14 protein-coding genes are annotated in these 16,655 nt (G+C 42.7%); 4 read left to right on the top strand and 10 right to left on the bottom strand.

The features are described 5' to 3' along the window. Positions 1–125: 125 nt before the first annotated feature. Genes H6F92_RS18025 through H6F92_RS18015 form a run of 3 tightly spaced genes read right to left on the bottom strand, consistent with a single transcriptional unit; the run spans position 126 to position 4,029 of the window. Positions 126–776, bottom strand: coding sequence for a hypothetical protein (locus tag H6F92_RS18025; RefSeq protein ID WP_190358955.1), 651 nt, complete (start codon positions 774–776; stop codon positions 126–128). A 41-nt stretch (positions 777–817) separates the two neighbouring features. After that, positions 818–2,098 (bottom strand): histidine--tRNA ligase, encoded by a 1,281-nt coding sequence (hisS, locus tag H6F92_RS18020; protein WP_190358954.1) that lies wholly within the window; start codon positions 2,096–2,098, stop codon positions 818–820. A gap of 20 nt (positions 2,099–2,118) precedes the next feature. Beyond that, complete coding sequence (locus H6F92_RS18015; protein WP_190358953.1) at positions 2,119–4,029, bottom strand: heavy metal translocating P-type ATPase; 1,911 nt, start codon at positions 4,027–4,029, stop codon at positions 2,119–2,121. Positions 4,030–4,035: 6 nt separating this feature from the next. Between H6F92_RS18015 and H6F92_RS18010 the strand changes: the two genes are divergently transcribed. Together H6F92_RS18010 and H6F92_RS18005 are read left to right on the top strand one after the other, a co-directional pair. Then, on the top strand, positions 4,036–4,344 hold the full coding sequence (locus H6F92_RS18010) for a hypothetical protein (protein WP_190358952.1): 309 nt from the start codon (positions 4,036–4,038) through the stop codon (positions 4,342–4,344). A gap of 29 nt (positions 4,345–4,373) precedes the next feature. Beyond that, positions 4,374–6,587, top strand: coding sequence for a tetratricopeptide repeat protein (locus tag H6F92_RS18005; RefSeq protein WP_199308260.1), 2,214 nt, complete (start codon positions 4,374–4,376; stop codon positions 6,585–6,587). A gap of 328 nt (positions 6,588–6,915) precedes the next feature. On the opposite strand, the gene fabI is transcribed toward H6F92_RS18005, so the two are convergent. Further along, positions 6,916–7,692, bottom strand: a complete 777-nt coding sequence (gene fabI, locus H6F92_RS18000) for an enoyl-ACP reductase FabI (RefSeq protein ID WP_002760333.1) — start codon at positions 7,690–7,692, stop codon at positions 6,916–6,918. A gap of 214 nt (positions 7,693–7,906) precedes the next feature. Between fabI and ntcA the strand changes: the two genes are divergently transcribed. Beyond that, complete coding sequence (ntcA, locus tag H6F92_RS17995) at positions 7,907–8,584, top strand: global nitrogen regulator NtcA (protein ID WP_002793163.1); 678 nt, start codon at positions 7,907–7,909, stop codon at positions 8,582–8,584. 7 nt (positions 8,585–8,591) lie between these two features. After that, positions 8,592–10,079 (top strand): DUF3084 domain-containing protein, encoded by a 1,488-nt coding sequence (locus H6F92_RS17990; RefSeq protein WP_190358951.1) that lies wholly within the window; start codon positions 8,592–8,594, stop codon positions 10,077–10,079. A gap of 13 nt (positions 10,080–10,092) precedes the next feature. On the opposite strand, the gene H6F92_RS17985 is transcribed toward H6F92_RS17990, so the two are convergent. The 6 genes from H6F92_RS17985 to ccsB all read right to left on the bottom strand — a co-directional run bounded on the left by H6F92_RS17985 (position 10,093) and on the right by ccsB (position 16,614). Beyond that, positions 10,093–10,677: a Uma2 family endonuclease gene (locus H6F92_RS17985; protein WP_190358950.1), complete on the bottom strand. Its 585-nt coding sequence runs from the start codon at positions 10,675–10,677 to the stop codon at positions 10,093–10,095. Between the two features lie 81 nt (positions 10,678–10,758). Continuing rightward, positions 10,759–11,334 (bottom strand): Uma2 family endonuclease, encoded by a 576-nt coding sequence (locus tag H6F92_RS17980; RefSeq protein ID WP_190358949.1) that lies wholly within the window; start codon positions 11,332–11,334, stop codon positions 10,759–10,761. Between the two features lie 129 nt (positions 11,335–11,463). Further along, the gene (locus tag H6F92_RS17975) at positions 11,464–12,717 is read right to left on the bottom strand and encodes an ATP-binding protein (protein WP_190358948.1); all 1,254 of its coding nucleotides are present in this window, start codon (positions 12,715–12,717) and stop codon (positions 11,464–11,466) included. Positions 12,718–13,085: 368 nt separating this feature from the next. Next, on the bottom strand, positions 13,086–14,408 hold the full coding sequence (locus H6F92_RS17970; RefSeq protein ID WP_190358947.1) for a serine/threonine protein kinase: 1,323 nt from the start codon (positions 14,406–14,408) through the stop codon (positions 13,086–13,088). A gap of 56 nt (positions 14,409–14,464) precedes the next feature. Then, entirely contained in the window at positions 14,465–15,358 is an 894-nt protein-coding gene (locus H6F92_RS17965) for an aspartoacylase (RefSeq protein ID WP_190358946.1), read from the bottom strand. Positions 15,359–15,627: 269 nt separating this feature from the next. After that, positions 15,628–16,614 carry a c-type cytochrome biogenesis protein CcsB gene (gene ccsB, locus H6F92_RS17960; protein ID WP_045359308.1) on the bottom strand — a complete coding sequence of 329 codons (987 nt, stop codon included), beginning with the start codon at positions 16,612–16,614 and terminating at the stop codon, positions 15,628–15,630. Between the last annotated feature and the right edge of the window lie 41 nt (positions 16,615–16,655).

Below are 16,655 nucleotides of genomic sequence, written 5' to 3'. Positions count from 1 at the left end.
ATTATGTATTCCCCCTTTTTGCATGAGTGCATGAGTAGGTAGAAAACGGGTTTCTCGGAGAAACCCGTTTTCTGTGCGGTATAAAACCCTTACCTCGTCTATATTTCACATTTATTCAGCAAACCCTATTTATTTTTAGGAATTGGGGGCAGTTGCGGTGATTTTCGGCGAGAATTAGAACCGGATATTTTCGGGGGTAGGGGTGTAGAATTGCGATTAGATAAACTTTGAAGGCTCTTTTTCATATTAGCAGGTTCCGGCAGTTCTAGAGTTACCCCTTCCCCAGCAGTCATTGTTTCCTCTGGTAGGCATAAATCAAAAACAAAGGCAGAATTATTGGTTAAATCAGCCAATTCTAATTTTACCATCTCTGGAGAGTATTCTAGTGCTAATAAAGGTTCAATTTCGGTTTTAATTAACTGTTCTAATTGAGCCAGATAATTGCTCTTAACAGGAGTAACAATTAAAGTTAACATTTCTTGCCAACCTTGCCCCCCCAATTCTGCCAGAATATCCCCATAACAGCGAATTTTCCAGCTACCTATTCCTAAATCTCGATAGGAAAAAATTTCCAGCCAACCTCCGGCATCCGATCGATAATAATGGGTATATCGTTCGCTACTTTCGGGAGATTCGTAATCGATACGCACTTCAATATGAGCAAAAGGAGAATCCAGACGGGCCAAGAGACGATAGTTTCCCGAGACAATTTCTAGAGAATTATTAGAAATTGTGCTTCCGTGATTCTCCCCTTGTTTTTGCAGTATAAATTCCATAATCTTAGCCTAGGCCTAATGTTTGGCCATGACGCTAAAACTTAGGATTTGTGCCGAGAGATTTGCGCTTTTAATTCCCTTGCTTGTGTCAATAAATCCGCTTGGGTTAGACTAATTTGTTCTTGGGTGGCCATCCATTTCAGTTGTACCGTGCCATTTTCAGCCTCAGCATCCCCCAAAATTATACAGCCCACGGCCTTAGCTCGATCGGCCCGTTTAAATTGTTTTCCGAAAGCGCTGCCGCTTAAGTCTAACTCGACGCTAAACCCCAATCCGCGTAATTGCTGCGCTAACACCGCACTGCGTGCCTCAGCTTTTTCTCCTTTGGAGACGAGATAAAAATCGGGAACCAAAAAAGATAAAGATTGCTTTTGTTGTAATAATATAATCAGACGTTCTAAACCGATCGCCCAACCCACTGCTGGTGTGTCTGGACCACCTAATTGAGCTATTAAACCATCATAACGACCCCCACCGCAAACCGTAGCTTGAGCGCCTAAATCATCGGACTGAATTTCAAAGGCCGTATGGGTGTAATAGTCCAATCCTCGCACTAAACAGGGATTAAGATTATAGATAACTCCCAAATCGGTTAGTAAAGATTGCACCCGTTCAAAATGCTTTTGAGAATCACTGCCGATATGTTCAAGAATACTGGGTGCATTCTCACAGATAATTTTGGTTTTCTCGTCCTTACTATCCAAAATTCGCAGGGGATTTTTTTCTAATCTCTGTTGAGAATCCGCGTCTAAATCAGCTTTGTAGGGAGTCAAATAATCTAGCAGGGCCTGACGATAATTTTGCCTATCTTGGGCATTTCCCAGGGAATTAATATCTAATTTTAGGTTTTCTAGCCCCACAGCTTTTAATATCTCGCTGGCAAGGGTAATTACTTCCACATCCGCCCTAGGGTCATCACTTCCCAACAATTCGACCCCAATTTGATGAAACTGTCGCTGCCTACCCGCTTGCGGACGTTCATAACGAAACATCGGCCCCTTATACCAGAGTCTTTGTACTCCTCCGGCGGCCTGTAATTTGTGTTCAATATAGGCGCGAACGACCCCAGCCGTTCCCTCTGGTCGCAAAGTCAGGGAACGTTGACCGCGATCAAGGAAAGTGTACATTTCTTTACCTACCACGTCCGTCGCTTCCCCGATACCCCGTTCAAAAAGTTGTGTCTGTTCAAAAATGGGAGTTCGTATCTCTTGATACAGCGCAGTCCCTAAAATTCTGCTGGCAGTTTCCTCTAACCACTGCCAGTAACCGACCTCCGCCGGTAAAATATCTTTTGTGCCTCGGATTGCCTGGATTTCGCCCATAGTTCTCTGTATTTTTATCCCTATTTGAACAATCTTAAACCGCTTAGAGTCACTAATACCGTCGATCCTTCATGACCGATAACACCCAGAGGTAAAGTTATATCACCGGCAAAATTGGCTATTAGCAATATGCCGATAAACGCGAGGGCGAAGGTGATATTCTGTTTAACGATGCGATTGGCACGACGACCAAGGTTAATCGCGCTGGGAATTTTGGCTAAATTATCGGACATAAGGATAATATCGGCCGTTTCCAAAGCGACATCACTACCAGCTTTTCCCATGGCAATCCCCACATTAGCCATAGCTAAAGCGGGCGCGTCATTAATGCCATCCCCCACCATAGCGACAGTGTGATATTTTTTTTGCAGATTTTGGATAACGCTTAACTTATCTTCGGGCAGTAAATCAGCGTAAACTTCCTCAATACCGAGTTTTTCAGCGACTTTATCGGCACTTTGTTGATTATCACCCGTAATTAAAACGATATGTTCGATACCGATCTTTTTTAGCTGCTTCACCAGATTAACTGCCGATTCCCGAAGGGTATCGGCCACAGCGATCGCCCCGATTATCTGATTCTCTTGTACTACCCAGACCAGGGTTCTGCCTTCTTTTTGTAAACGTTCGCGGATAGCTAGGATATTCTGGTCAAGATCAGCAATATGGTCACGAATATAGGCAAAATTGCCCACAGATACCGACTTATCGGCAATTTTTCCCGTGATACCCCGTCCCGATACCGCTTGCACCTGATTAGCACTGAAGAAATTTATACCACGTTCCCTGGCTGTGGCGGTAATAGCGGATCCGATGGGATGTTCGGAACAGGATTCTAGGGATGCAGCCACCGCTAACACCTCATTTTCACTGACTGCATGGATAGGGATAATTTCCACCACTTGCAACTTACCAAGGGTGAGAGTGCCGGTTTTATCAAAAGCGATCGCTCGTATGCGGCCGATCATCTCCAATCTTGCGCCATTTTTGAATAAAATCCCCTGTTTTGCCCCGTTAGCGATACCCGATAACAAAGCTGGCATAATCGAGGCCATTAAAGCACAGGGAGAAGCCACCACGAGAAAAATTAAGGCCCGATAGATAGTGGTTTCCCAGGTCCAACCCCAGAAAAAAGGCGGTAAAATCCCGAAAATTAAGCCCAAAATCACGATAATTTTCGCATAACCCCGCTCGAAACCTTCGATAAACTCTTGGGAGGGAGGGGATTCATTTTGCGCTTTTTCTACCAAACGAATCACCCTCTCAATTAAGCGACTTTCGGGGGGAGTTTCCACCTTTAAACGTAGCACTCCCGCACCGTTGAGAGTTCCCGCAAAGACTTCTTCACCGATGGTTTTATCCACGGGAAGGGATTCTCCCGTAATTGGCGCTTGATTAATGGGACTGTTTCCCTCCATAATAATGCCGTCAATGGGGATTAATTCACCCGGTTTGACTAAAACTGTGTCACCGATCCGTAATTGCTTGATAGGAACCTCTTTTTCCCTGTCTCCCGTGATTAATCTAGCAGTATCGGGAGTCATCGCCATGAGAGAACGAATATTGCGATCGGTTTTCGCCATGGCAATCTGTTCTAAAGCACCACTAATAGCGAAAATCAGGATTAAAACGGCTCCATCGATGATTAGATAGTAATTACTATCCCAGAGTCCCAAAATCGCCGCCCCTAACGCCGCTACAATCATTAACAGGTCCACATCCAGTTCTTTTTCCTCGAATAAAGTCGTTAATCCTGCTTGGGTACTCTCGTATCCTCCCACCAGATATGCGATCGCTAGTAGGATAAAAGCCGGGCCGATCAGATTAAAGTGTAGGCATAACCAACCAAAAAAGACTAAAATAGCGCAAATTCCTGCGGCAACTACCGAGGAATACTCAGACAACCAAGAGGACGAGATACTCTGAATCATGAATCGATGGCAATTACTTTTCTCCCCATTCTAGAAAAAATTAGATCGATGCAGAAAACCGCTATCACGTTATCCCCTGCAGCCAACCTAGCCGATAATAATTGGAATTTTGCCGAGGTTTGGATCGATACGCTGATATCTCCTCCCTATATCTTGCTTTTACTCGCTGAATCTTCAGGAAACTATCACGTGTACGATCCCTCTGAGGGTTATCAGGTGGTATTCACCGGTGCGAGTTACGAGGAAGCGGAAAATTGGCTATTAGAGGACGAGTATGAACCCCGAAAGGGACGACTTTCGCCAGTAGAGATATAATTTTCTTATCTTCTTTCCCCCTTTCTCCGATGCTATCCTTACTAAAAAAGCTCTGGAATTGGCTAAAATCGCTCTTTATTGGCAGTCCAAAGGCAATTAACCTCAAAAAAGTCGAAAATACTCCTCCAGAACCCAGCGATGGGGAATATGAAGGGATATTGATGGGGTTATTCGAGCAGGTGGCAGCGGGAACCACTACCGACGGGTTACGGGAATGGCTACACAGTCGCCATTGTGACGATAAAAAGCTGGCGCAGTGGCTAGGGGTCAAAAGCGAGGAATGGCTACAGTATCCAGAAGATTATCAAACTTTGGGGCGGGATCTGGCGGCTTTAGGGAAGGTGATGACGGGAAATCTGGGGGAAGTGTCCCAACGGATTAGCCTCCAGTTACGCGACGCGGTGAGGGATGTTTCCGGTGTGGAGGAGGAAAATCTAGACTCAAAGGAGACGGATTTAACGGAAGTGGTTCAGGATGCCGCATTCTGGTTTGAGCAAGGATACCAGAAATACACGAATGGGGATTTTATCGGCGCGATCGCATCCTGCGACAAAGCTTTAGAATTTAAACCCGATCAGCATGAAGCTTGGTACAACCGAGGGATTGCGTTAGGTAATTTAGGCAGATTGGCAGAAGCGATCGCATCTTACGATCAAGCTTTAGAATTTAAACCCGATTACCATGAAGCTTGGAACAACCGAGGGATTGCGTTAGATAATTTAGGCAGATTGGCAGAAGCGATCGCATCCTACGACAAAGCTTTAGAAATTAAACCCGATAAGCATGAAGCTTGGTACAACCGAGGGAATGCGTTAGGTAATTTAGGCAGATGGGCAGAAGAGATCGCATCTTACGACAAAGCTTTAGAAATTCAACCCGATGACCATCTAGCTTGGTACAACCGAGGGATTGCGTTAGCTAATTTAGGCAGATTTGAACAAGCGATCGCATCCTATGATCGAGTTTTAGAAATTAAACCCGATTTTCATCCAGCTTGGAGCGACCGAGGGATTGTGTTAGATAATTTAGGCAGGTTTGAAGAAGCTATCTCATCCTTCGATCAAGCTTTAGAAATTCAACCCGATTTCCATCTAGCTTGGACTAACCGGGGGGTTGCGTTAGGTAATTTAGGCAGATGGGCAGAAGCGATCGCATCCTACGATCGAGCTTTAGCCATTAAACCCGATTTACATCAAGCTTGGACTAACCGAGAGAATGCGTTAAGGAATTTAGGCAGAGTGGATGGGGAAAATCTAGGCTCAAAGGAGACGGATTTAACGGAAGTCCAAAAATTCTATCAACTTTTGAATCAAGGGAAAACTTCAACAACTCAAAGACTATCCACCGCTAATAATACCCCGATTGTTCAGGATGCCGAATTCTGGTTTGAGCAAGGAACCCAGAAATACATGAATGGGGATTTTATCGGCGCGATCGCATCTTACGATCGAGCTTTAGAAATTCAACCCGATGACCATCTAGCTTGGAGCAAACGAGGGAATGCGTTAGGTAATTTAGGCAGATTGGCAGAAGCGATCGCATCTTACGATCAAGCTTTAGCCATTAAACCCGATTTCCATCTAGCTTGGTATAACCGAGGGGTTGCGTTAGGTAATTTAGGCAGATGGGCAGAAGCGCTCGCATCTTACGATCAAGCTTTAGAAATTCAACCCGATTACCATGAAGCTTGGGGCAATCGAGGGAATGCGTTAGGTAATTTAGGCAGATGGGCAGAAGCGATCGCATCCTACGATCAAGCTTTAGCCATTAAACCCGATTTCCATGAAGCTTGGAACAACCGAGGGAATGCGTTAGCTAATTTAGGCAGATGGGCAGAAGAGATCGCATCTTACGACAAAGCTTTAGAAATTAAACCCGATTTCCATCTAGCTTGGTACAACCGAGGGAATGCGTTAGCTAATCTAGGCAGATGGGCAGAAGCGATCGCATCCTTTGATCGAGCTTTAGAAATTCAACCCGATTTACATCCAGCTTGGTATAACCGAGGGTTTGCGTTAGCTAATCTAGGCAGATTAGCAGAAGCGATCGCATCCTTGGATCAAGCTTTAGCCATTAAACCCGATAACCATCTAGCTTGGTACAACCGAGGGATTGCGTTAGCTAATTTAGGCAGATGGGCAGAAGCGATCGCATCCTACGATCGAGCTTTAGCCATTAAACCCGATTTCCATGAAGCTTGGTACGAGCGAGGGAATGCGTTAAGGAATTTAGGCAGATTATAAGAAGCGATCGCATCCTTTGATCGAGCGGTAGCCATTAAATCCGATGACCATCAAGCTTAGTCTGACCGAGGGTGGGCGATTTGTTCTCTGGGTAAAATAGGGCTAGATCAGCTAACAGAATATAGCGATCCTTACTATTGGGCAGCCTATACCCTGACTGGACAGGACTAATACCATTTTTCTTTATTCTTGGCAGGTATCTTACCCCCCCTTGCCCCTAGGGTTGATTCATAGTAGGGTTGATTCATTGTAGGGTTGATTCATGAATCAACCCTACTACCCTTAATAAGGGGGGCGCTGATGGTTTTTAACACCTACCTACTTAAAACTACATTCCCATAATTTCGTAACCGGAATCTACATAAATAATCTGACCGGTAATACCACTAGCAAGATCACTGGCTAAAAAAGCGGCCGTATTTCCCACCTCAATTTGTGTCACCGTGCGATGTAAAGGAGCGATTTCTTCCACATGATGGATCATATCAAGAATTCCCCCCACGGCCGAAGATGCCAAGGTGCGAATTGGACCGGCGGAAATACCATTAACTCGGATCTTTTGACCACCTAATTCGGCGGCTAAATAGCGAACACTCATTTCTAAACCAGCTTTTGCCACCCCCATTAAATTATAGTTAGGAATTACCTTGACACCCCCGAGATAGGTAAGAGTGATAATACTTCCCCCTTCCGTCATCAAGGGTTTAGCCGATCGAGCTAGACGGGTTAGGGAAAAAGTGCTAATATCTAGGGATTTAGTGAAAGCTTCCCGAGGGATGGCGGTAAAATCGCCCGTTAAACCCTCTTTATCGGCAAAAGCGAGACAGTGAATCAAAATATCCAGTTTGCCCCATTTTTCCGCCACTGTAGCGAAAGTATCTTCTACCTGTTGGTCATTTTGGACATCGCAGGGGACATAAAAAGCGGGATTAAGTTCATCGGCCAATTCTCGCACTTTTTTCTCAAAACGGCCTTTTTCGTCGGGGAGATAGGTGACACCGATATTCGCACCAGCTTGATGGAGTTGTTGGGCAATTCCCCAAGCGATCGAGCGATTATTGGCAATCCCCGTCACTAGGGCGTTTTTTCCCGTTAAATCTAACATAGTTCTCGTTTCTCTTACAAAAATCTCCCCAATAGCCGACCCCAGCGAGATTCGGTATAATAGGGATACAGATAAAGGGGCAGCAATGATCACCCCTCCCCCATTGTCTGGCAAAAAGCGCCCAAAACTTTTCCCAGTTTAGGGAGCGGTTATGTTTAATAGAGGTGACACTCGTTGCATAATAAAAACAATTTTCCCCTTTTTTGGATGTGAGATGGACTTATCCCTAATACAAGATAAACCCCTAGCAGATGTGTTCCGTCGAATCGGCAGCGGCAATTTCCCCCCGGTGGTGGAATTGTTCGAGCGTGGCAAAACGATCTTTTTCCCTGGAGATCCCGCCGAAAGAGTCTATTTTTTGCTGAAAGGAGCCGTTAAGTTGTCGCGAGTCTATGAAGCGGGAGAAGAAATTACCGTGGCTCTGCTGCGGGAAAATAGCGTCTTTGGTGTGCTATCTTTACTCACTGGTCAGCGATCGGATCGTTTTTATCATGCCGTGGCTTTTACTCCGGTAGAATTACTCTCGGCCCCGATCGATCAGGTAGAAAGGTCTCTCCGCAATAATCCCGATTTATCAATGTTGATGCTGCAGGGTTTGTCCTCGCGGATTCTGCAAACGGAAATGATGATCGAAACCTTGGCTCACCGGGATATGGGTTCCCGTTTGGTAAGTTTTTTATTAATTCTCTGTCGTGATTTTGGGGTTCCCACCACCGATGGCATCCGGGTGGATCTAAAATTGTCTCACCAAGCGATCGCAGAAGCGATCGGTTCTACCCGCGTCACTGTCACCCGTTTATTGGGAGAGCTGCGGGATCAAGAAATGGTCTCAATTTACAAGAAGAAAATTACCGTCCATAATCCCGTCGCTCTCAGTCAACAATTTACTTAAATTCTGGATGACTAGCGCTTATATTTTGGTTTTGGCCATCGTGGTTTTAGGTGGTCTGATAGCGGCGGTTGGCGATCGCATAGGGAGCCGTATCGGTAAGAAAAGGATGCGTTTATTTAATCTGCGTCCGAAACAAACCGCAACTTTGATGACGATTGTAACGGGAATTTTGATCGCCGGTTCGACTTTAATTGTCTTGTTTGCTTCTAGTAAATCCCTGCGTCAAGGGGTTTTTGAACTGGATCGTCTGTTAAATGAACGTCGTGCAGCTATTAAGGAGTTGGAAAGTCAGGTAAGAAAAACCACCGAACAAAAAAATCAGGTGGAAAAGGCGTTAAAAACGGCTAAAAGTGAACAGATAGCCGTGCAGAAACGTCTAGAGGTTCTTAACAAAAATTATCAAGCTTCTCGTCAACGTTTGCGATTAGTTTCGGGACAGTTGGAAAAGTTCCGCAAGGAAGTGGCTAATTTAAATAATGAACGAGTTATTTTAACTAATCAAAAGGCACAGTTAAGCAGTCAACGGGATCAATTGTCCCAACAAAAATCAATTCTTTCTAGTCAGATCAATCAACTACAAACCACCGTTCAAGTTAGAGATAAAGAGTTGGCTAATCAACAAAAGTTATTAACGGCCAGACAAGCGCGACTTCAACAGTTGGAAACCCAGCAAAAAACCCTACAGCTAGAAATTGATCGCCGCGATCAACGCATTGGAGAACTCGATAGCTCGATCGTCGATAAAAATTTGGCTTTGGAACAGCGCGAAGGAAAATTAAAAGATTTAGAAACCCAAATGGCTTTTCTTAAGCGAGAAGTGGAAGTTTTAGAACAATACTATCAAACCTATCAAGAATTGCGAGAAAAACAAATCGCTATTTTCCGGGGACAGGTGTTATCTTTTGGAGCTTTTCGTATTGTTGATCCCCAAGCTATTGTCACAGTTATCGATAAGTTATTGCGGGAAGCGAATATAAATGCTATCCGTGCCACCCAACCGAATCAGCCTAATTTTGACCAGCGTTTAGTTAAGATCACAAAAGCACAGGTAGAACAGTTAAGTCAACAATTACAGGACGGTAAAGAATATGTGGTGAGAATCCTTTCAGCAGGTAATTATGTCTTAGGAGAAACCGAGATTCGTGTCTTTGCTGATGTGGTTCCCAATCAAAGAGTTTTTGAGGAGAAACAGGTAATCGCTGCCGTTTCCATTGATCCCCAAAATATGACAGAAGAAGACCTACAAAAGCGTTTAGATTTACTCTTAGCTTCGGCTCAATTTCGCGCTAGAAGTGCGGGAGTTTTAGGGTCAATTCAGGTGGAAGATGGTTTATTAACTACGGTAGTTAACTTTATTGGTCAAGTCAAAAAGTCGGGTAATTCTATCGAGACACTTGAGGCGATTGCCGCTAGTAAAACTAATACGGCTGGCCCCTTAACTTTGCGTTTAGTGGCGGTAAAAGATGGTAAAATTGTTTTTAGTACGTCCTCTTAAAAGATAGCTAAAGTTAGGAGTTGAGATTAAAATCAATTCCTTCGTAAATATCGGCAAGATTTAAGCTAATTCCTAAAGAATCTAGGGATATAATTCCCCTTGCTGGGGTGTATTCTTGCAGTAACCAATTATTGTCTGAGGTTTTGCTATAGGATTCTATTAGTATCTCCCCTTGACTGACGAGAAGATATTGGTTTAATTGGGGTAGAGAACGATAATAACGAAATTTATCACCCCGATCATAACCAGAGGTGGAAGGAGATAAAACTTCGATAATTACACAGGGATTTAAAATTTCATCGTTGCGATTATCGCTAAATAATGGTTCCCCAGCAATGAGCATTAAATCTGGGTATAAACCGCGATTATATTGGGGTATCCATAGTCGCAAATCACTGGGAAAGACTTCATAAATAGTTTTCCTTAAAGCATTGTCTAACAAGCGAATTAAATTGCGTACCAGTCGATTATGATTGATGCTTCCCCCTGTCATCTCGATAATTTCCCCGTCGTGATATTCGTGTTTAGTTTCCGCTCTAGTTTCTAAACTACGATATTCTTCTAAGCTGAGGGTTTTGGTAGGAGATCGAGTTAGCATTTTCTCTGTCACAGAATTTTTAATCCTCCCGATTATAACCTAGATCACAGAAAAAAAAGGTTATCATTCGTCAATTATTCTTCAATTAAAATTAATTCCTTCGTAAATATCGGCAATATTTAAGCTAATTCCTAAAGAATCTAGGGATATAATTCCCCTGGCTGGGGTGTATTCTTGCAGTAACCAATTATTCTCTGATGTTTTGCTATAGGATTCTATTAATATCTCCCCTTGACTGACGAGAAGATATTGGTTTAATTGGGGTATAGAACGATAATAACGAAATTTATCACCCCGATCATAACTAGAGGTGGAAGGGGATAAAACTTCGATAATTACACAGGGATTTAAGATTTCATCGTTGCGATTATCACTAAATAATGGTTCCCCAGCAATGATCATTAAATCTGGGTATAAACCGCGATTATATTGGGGTATCCATAGACGTAGATCGCTAGATTGAAGACGATAATTAGGTCCTCTTAAAGCCAATTTTAGCAGGACAATAAGATTAATGAGAATACTATTATGATTGATGCTTCCCCCTGTCATCTCGATAATTTCCCCGTTGTGATATTCGTGTTTAGTTTCCGCTCTAGTTTCTAAATTACGATATTCTTCTAAGCTGAGGGTTTTAGGGGGAGATGAAGTCAACATTTTTCCAGATTAGAGCTTCTTTTATTTGATCATAACATAATTAAGTAGGTAGGTGTTAAAAATTGTCATATCCCCCCTTATTAAGGGGGGATTAAAGGCAAAATCTATCTTCTATTTAATTAGAACCACTTACTTAATGCTACCTTTTAATCCTAATTCTCCTTGCAGAAAATCAATAAATTGTCTAGCAGTTCTTCCCGATCGCCCATTATGTCGGGTTGCCCATTGTTTGGCACGAAATTCTAAGTCTTCTAAGCTAATTTTTAATTTAGCTAAACTGGCTAAATGGCGCACTATTTCCAGATATTTTTCTTGATTAGCTGGTTCAAAAGTGAGGGTTAAACCAAAGCGATCGCTAAAGGATAATTTTTCTTGTACTGTGTCCCAATTATGCACTTCATCACTATCTTTTGGTTGCGGTCGATCCGCAAAAAATTCTCTGACTAAATGTCGGCGATTAGAAGTGGCATAAACTACGACATTTTTCGGTCTAGCGGTGAGACTTCCCTCTAAAATAACCTTTAAAGCTTTAAAAGCTTCATCGTCTTCTTCAAAGGATAAATCATCGACAAAGATAATAAATTTTTGAGGCAAATCTCGCAAGATTTCAATAATTAATGGTAGGTCTTTTAATTGCGATTTTGCCACTTCAATTAAGCGCAATCCCTGACTATGATATTTTGGCAATAGTCCCTTGACTAGAGAGGATTTTCCAGAACCACGGCTGCCATAGAGTAGGACATTTAAAGCAGGATAACCTGCCAATAAAAACTCAGTGTTTTTAATCAAGGTTTCCTTGGGCGTTTCATAACCGACTATGTCTTGAATCTGCACGGTATCGGGATGAGTAATTCCTTGTAATCTGCCTTCTTGCCACCTTAAAGCTGGATAACGGGCAAAAATTCCTGTACCACATTTGCGATAATAATCGGCTAAATCTTCGACTAATTCCGTCCAATCTGAACTGGAATGCAGCAAACTTTCTAATTTATTTTCCACTTCCCAAGCGGGGAAAATTAGAAATTTAATTTGTTCAAAAATTGTCGAACTGCTTAAGCTATAAATGCTAGAGTTATAAAGAGATTGGAGGATAGATAAATCCTGTTTAACGCCATTAATTAAAGATTCGGGTAACTCCCAAACACTTTTTTTCTGTACCTGTTGACTAAAGGGATTATCATCTAAGAGAATTTGTTCGATTAGAAAATCATTCCAACTGATATTTTTAGATGCTAAAGCTTGAAACCATTGACCATAAGCTTTGAGAAAATCGGCAACATTATCCGTAGCTAATAGGGTAATAAATGCCTGGCCAATAGCATTATCAAAAACCCCTTGATACAAAACCAACAAGCTGACTTTTTTGTAAATTTCAGAGCTCATTTTTTCTTCTCCACTAATAACTAACATTTCATGGCCGCCTTTTGGCAATTCCTAATCCGATTTAATAATTGCCGTCCTGTAGCCGAGGAAATGTAAATCAGTTATTATACTACCAAGATAGGGTGATCTTTGCAAGATTAAGGTTAAAAAAGGGAAAATGCCTACCGACTAATTCCTAGGATTTCTTGAATTGATTCTCATTTATCTTAATGGTGAGGTACAAAGTTCTCCTTTTGGGTAGTCAGTCCCGATGAAAAAATTTTCACCCCCACAGATGAAAGAGGTTTCCTTTCCTACACCCCACACCCCACACCCCACACCCCACACCCTACACCCTCTTTCAAGTCAGGAGAAGATACCCTGTCAGGTTACACTTCATCTTGAGGAGAAACGCTATATTTGATAAAATTTAACCAGTCTTGGATTTCCTGTCCTAACCAGAGACATTCATCCTCGCGGAGATTCTGACCGATAAGATAATAATTTTTAGCCGTCCGCAGACGAATCTGATAGTTACCTTCTGTGCCATTACTATGAAGAAAAATACCCCATAAATCTTGAGTTTTAAAAGCAAATTTTTTGTAGATAAAATTGAAGAGTTTATATTTAATTAAAACTTCTTGAGGGGTAAGAATTAATTGCATCTCCCGCAAACAAATAAAACCAATTAGAGCTATAATAAAGGTAAGAATCGGGGAGATAAAAACAGTGACAGTAAGGACAATCGCCAAAGACCAGAGGGTAGGCTTATCGGAAGGTAGCTTAATTTTGGGGGGTAAATTAATCTCTAAATTATCCCGGTGTTTAGCGATACGGATGGAACTGTGGGGAGGTTTTGGTAATTTCTTAGGATCGATTAAACTTGATACTTGACGATGGTAGGGATGTTGAAGAAATTTTAGGGCTTCTCTGGCACTTTTAAACCGCTTTTCTACCGCCATATCAGTCATAGTTTCTAACCAATCGATTAAATCATCATCGATTGTCACCAGTTGGCGAAATTGAATTTTAGACTCGCGGTGGGGCAGTTCTATCGGCACAATTCCCGTCAATAAATGAATTAAAGTCATGCCCAAGGCATATAAATCAGAACCCGGAACTGCCCGGCCCCAAAATTGTTCTAGGGGTGCATAACCACTCGTCCCCACCACGGTAAAAGTAACTCCTGTCACTGCACCCCTGGACTGTACTGCGCCAAAATCTACTAAATAAACGTTATTTTCCGAGTTAATAATTAAATTACTAGGTTTAATATCTCGATGTAATACTGGGGGCGATAATTCATGCAAATAAATGAGAATTTCGAGAACTTCTTGGGCAATATTCCGAATTACCGTAGGGGTGAAACGTTGCCCCCTTTCTAAGCGATCGCTTAAGGATTCTCCCGGTATATAATCTTGTACAAGTACAAACCAAGGAATCCCGTCACCTTGATTTTTATCGAGGGAAAAATAATCGCGATAGCGGGGAATACGGGGATGATAGAGAGAAGCTAAAACGGCGGACTCCCGTTCAAATAATTTTAATTCTTCCCACTCCATCTGGGGACTAAAAGCGAGGAGTTTAATAATTACCGATTCCTGGGATAATATATCGGTAGCTAACCAAGTTTGACGACCGATAGCGGTATTTCCTAGGCGTTGTTGTAGTTGGTAACGTTCAGCTAAAAGAGAATCAGAAGTAAAGGTCATAGTGGCTTTTCCCTTATTTAGACCTGTTTTTTTGTCAAGAAAACTACTGTCTAGTACTAATTAATATCAATTTGTTTTTTGGCTGTCCAACAAAGGGCGATTCCTTTTTCTTTATAGGAAGATTCTCCGACAAAGATAGGATATAGTTCAGATTCACCACGATAGATAATTTCCTGACCATCAAATCCTAGAAAAATCGGTTGATTGGGTTGAATTGCCTGATAATCTCGTTGAAGAATCTGAGGATGTAACATGGCTTTAATTTCACCCTGTTCATCCCTAGGATAATCGATCGATCCTAAACGTTGGTAAACTGTGAGGGATTCGCTGAAAGTATCGAGATGGGCAGCGAGATAATTTTCCTGTTCGATATAGTCTAGGATTTGATAGATAAGTGTTTCGGTTTGACGAAAAAGATAGGGACAGATGACCCCATGGTTAACCGGACCGATTTCTAGGGTAAAAGCTAGGGGACAAATTCCTTTCAGAAAATGATTTTCTTCCTCGCTGACGGGATGATAAATTAAGCGCACCTCAGGATTAATTTTAGTCAGATAGGTAAATAGTTTTAATAGCCAAGGATGGGGATTAGAATAAATAATCGCCAGCATCATATTAGATGTGGTGCTGTGAATATCGATTAATAAATCAATGGATTTTTCTCGGATTTCTTTAACTATTTTTTTGGCTCGTTTTTGTTCGTATTGCTGACAATCGGGATTAACTAAATCTTTCTGGTTAAAACAACGATTTAAATCCGTATCGATATATCTAACCCGTTGCTTTAGGGCTAAGGGATTAGCGATGAGACTGTGGGATTGAAAACTGCTGCGAGCAATAAGATTAGGTGACTTTTGCAGGTATTTAACCAAATAAGCGGGAGTTAGTTCATTGCCATGCACACCGGCAATTAAAGCCAGATTTTTAATAGTAGTTTTCCGCTCGATCATTTTTTATAATTTTTGAGAAGTTAAGTGGGTGGGTGGAATTAAATATAAGATGAACGTAGGTTGGGTTGAAGCATGAAACCCAACGCCCGATTATGTTACGCTACCGCTAACCCATCCTACAAATAATTGTGCCTCCCTACTTATAATTATTTATGGTTTGCGGCAAAAAGTTTGTTGGTGGGGTTAGGAGTCGGTCGTCGGTCGTCAGAAGATTATTTTTATTTATTCTTCCCACACCCCACACCCCACAACCCACCCCTATAACTGATTTAGAAAAACCAGCCGTAGGAATGAAGACCTTTACCTAAAAGATTCACCCCTAAATAACATACCCAAACCACAACAAAACCACTCGCTGCTAGAATAGCTGGTTTTCTTCCCTGCCATCCCCGGGTAATGCGGGCATGGAGATAAGCGGCAAACACTAACCAAGTGATTAGCGCCCAAGTTTCTTTCGGATCCCAACTCCAATAGGAACCCCAAGCTTCATTGGCCCAAACTGCTCCGGCGATGATACCGATAGTGAGAAGGGGAAAACCGAGGCCAATGACCCGATAACTGATATTATCGAGGGTTTCCGCCAAGCTAAGACGTTGGGGCGAAAGAGTCGCCATCGCTGTTAGGGTGGGAGTTAAAAGGGCGGTTGTGCCACCGTTAGCCGTTTCCAGGAAAATTGGGGCGGAAAGAGTGGTAGATAACTTATTTTGGAGACGATAGGCTCCCGTACCCACGGAACTGCCTTTTAACTCAATATTTTGACCTCTCGTGACGATCAGAAAAGCGATCGCCATCAGGGAACCCACCATCAAAGCAGCATAACTTAACATCATGACGCTAACGTGCATCATCAACCAATTCGATTTTAAAGCCGGAACCAAGGGCGCCGAAGTTTGCATTTCCCCGGGTAAGGACAAAGTGGCAAAAGCAGTAATCCCCATGGCTACAGGAGTCGTCACCACCCCCACCAGGCGACTGCGGCTAGTGTACTCAGCAATTAAATGAACCGCAGTTACACCCCAAGCGAGAAAGAATAAAGATTCGTAAAGATTGCTGATGGGGAAATAACCCGCTTCTAACCAGCGCGCCCCCAATAAAGCGGCGATACAGAGGTTAGCGATGGCCACTCCCGTGCTGCCCAGGCCCGGCAACAAAGGTATGCTAGGAAAGGCTGCCCCGGCCCAATAAACCAGCATGGTTAAAAACAGGACTAAAAAAGAAGTGTTATCGAGAAAGTTCTCTAAGCTAACTAAATTCATGGGATTTCTCTCGTTTGTCGCTCGCTCGCTACCAAGTATTC

It is taken from the genome of Microcystis wesenbergii FACHB-1317, from assembly GCF_014696875.1.
Lineage (GTDB): Bacteria > Cyanobacteriota > Cyanobacteriia > Cyanobacteriales > Microcystaceae > Microcystis > Microcystis wesenbergii_A.
Note: the sequence above shows the minus strand (reverse complement) of the source record. Positions and strands in the feature narration are given on the sequence as shown.

Excerpts from the sequence above, each read along its gene's own strand:
- H6F92_RS18025 (WP_190358955.1), bottom strand. The coding sequence starts at position 776 with ATGGAATTTATACTGCAAAAACAAGGGGAGAATCACGGAAGCACAATT.
- hisS (WP_190358954.1), bottom strand. The coding sequence starts at position 2,098 with ATGGGCGAAATCCAGGCAATCCGAGGCACAAAAGATATTTTACCGGCG.
- H6F92_RS18015 (WP_190358953.1), bottom strand. The coding sequence starts at position 4,029 with ATGATTCAGAGTATCTCGTCCTCTTGGTTGTCTGAGTATTCCTCGGTA.
- H6F92_RS18010 (WP_190358952.1), top strand. The coding sequence starts at position 4,036 with ATGGCAATTACTTTTCTCCCCATTCTAGAAAAAATTAGATCGATGCAG.
- H6F92_RS18005 (WP_199308260.1), top strand. The coding sequence starts at position 4,374 with ATGCTATCCTTACTAAAAAAGCTCTGGAATTGGCTAAAATCGCTCTTT.
- fabI (WP_002760333.1), bottom strand. The coding sequence starts at position 7,692 with ATGTTAGATTTAACGGGAAAAAACGCCCTAGTGACGGGGATTGCCAAT.
- ntcA (WP_002793163.1), top strand. The coding sequence starts at position 7,907 with ATGGACTTATCCCTAATACAAGATAAACCCCTAGCAGATGTGTTCCGT.
- H6F92_RS17990 (WP_190358951.1), top strand. The coding sequence starts at position 8,592 with ATGACTAGCGCTTATATTTTGGTTTTGGCCATCGTGGTTTTAGGTGGT.
- H6F92_RS17985 (WP_190358950.1), bottom strand. The coding sequence starts at position 10,677 with ATGCTAACTCGATCTCCTACCAAAACCCTCAGCTTAGAAGAATATCGT.
- H6F92_RS17980 (WP_190358949.1), bottom strand. The coding sequence starts at position 11,334 with ATGTTGACTTCATCTCCCCCTAAAACCCTCAGCTTAGAAGAATATCGT.
- H6F92_RS17975 (WP_190358948.1), bottom strand. The coding sequence starts at position 12,717 with ATGAGCTCTGAAATTTACAAAAAAGTCAGCTTGTTGGTTTTGTATCAA.
- H6F92_RS17970 (WP_190358947.1), bottom strand. The coding sequence starts at position 14,408 with ATGACCTTTACTTCTGATTCTCTTTTAGCTGAACGTTACCAACTACAA.
- H6F92_RS17965 (WP_190358946.1), bottom strand. The coding sequence starts at position 15,358 with ATGATCGAGCGGAAAACTACTATTAAAAATCTGGCTTTAATTGCCGGT.
- ccsB (WP_045359308.1), bottom strand. The coding sequence starts at position 16,614 with ATGAATTTAGTTAGCTTAGAGAACTTTCTCGATAACACTTCTTTTTTA.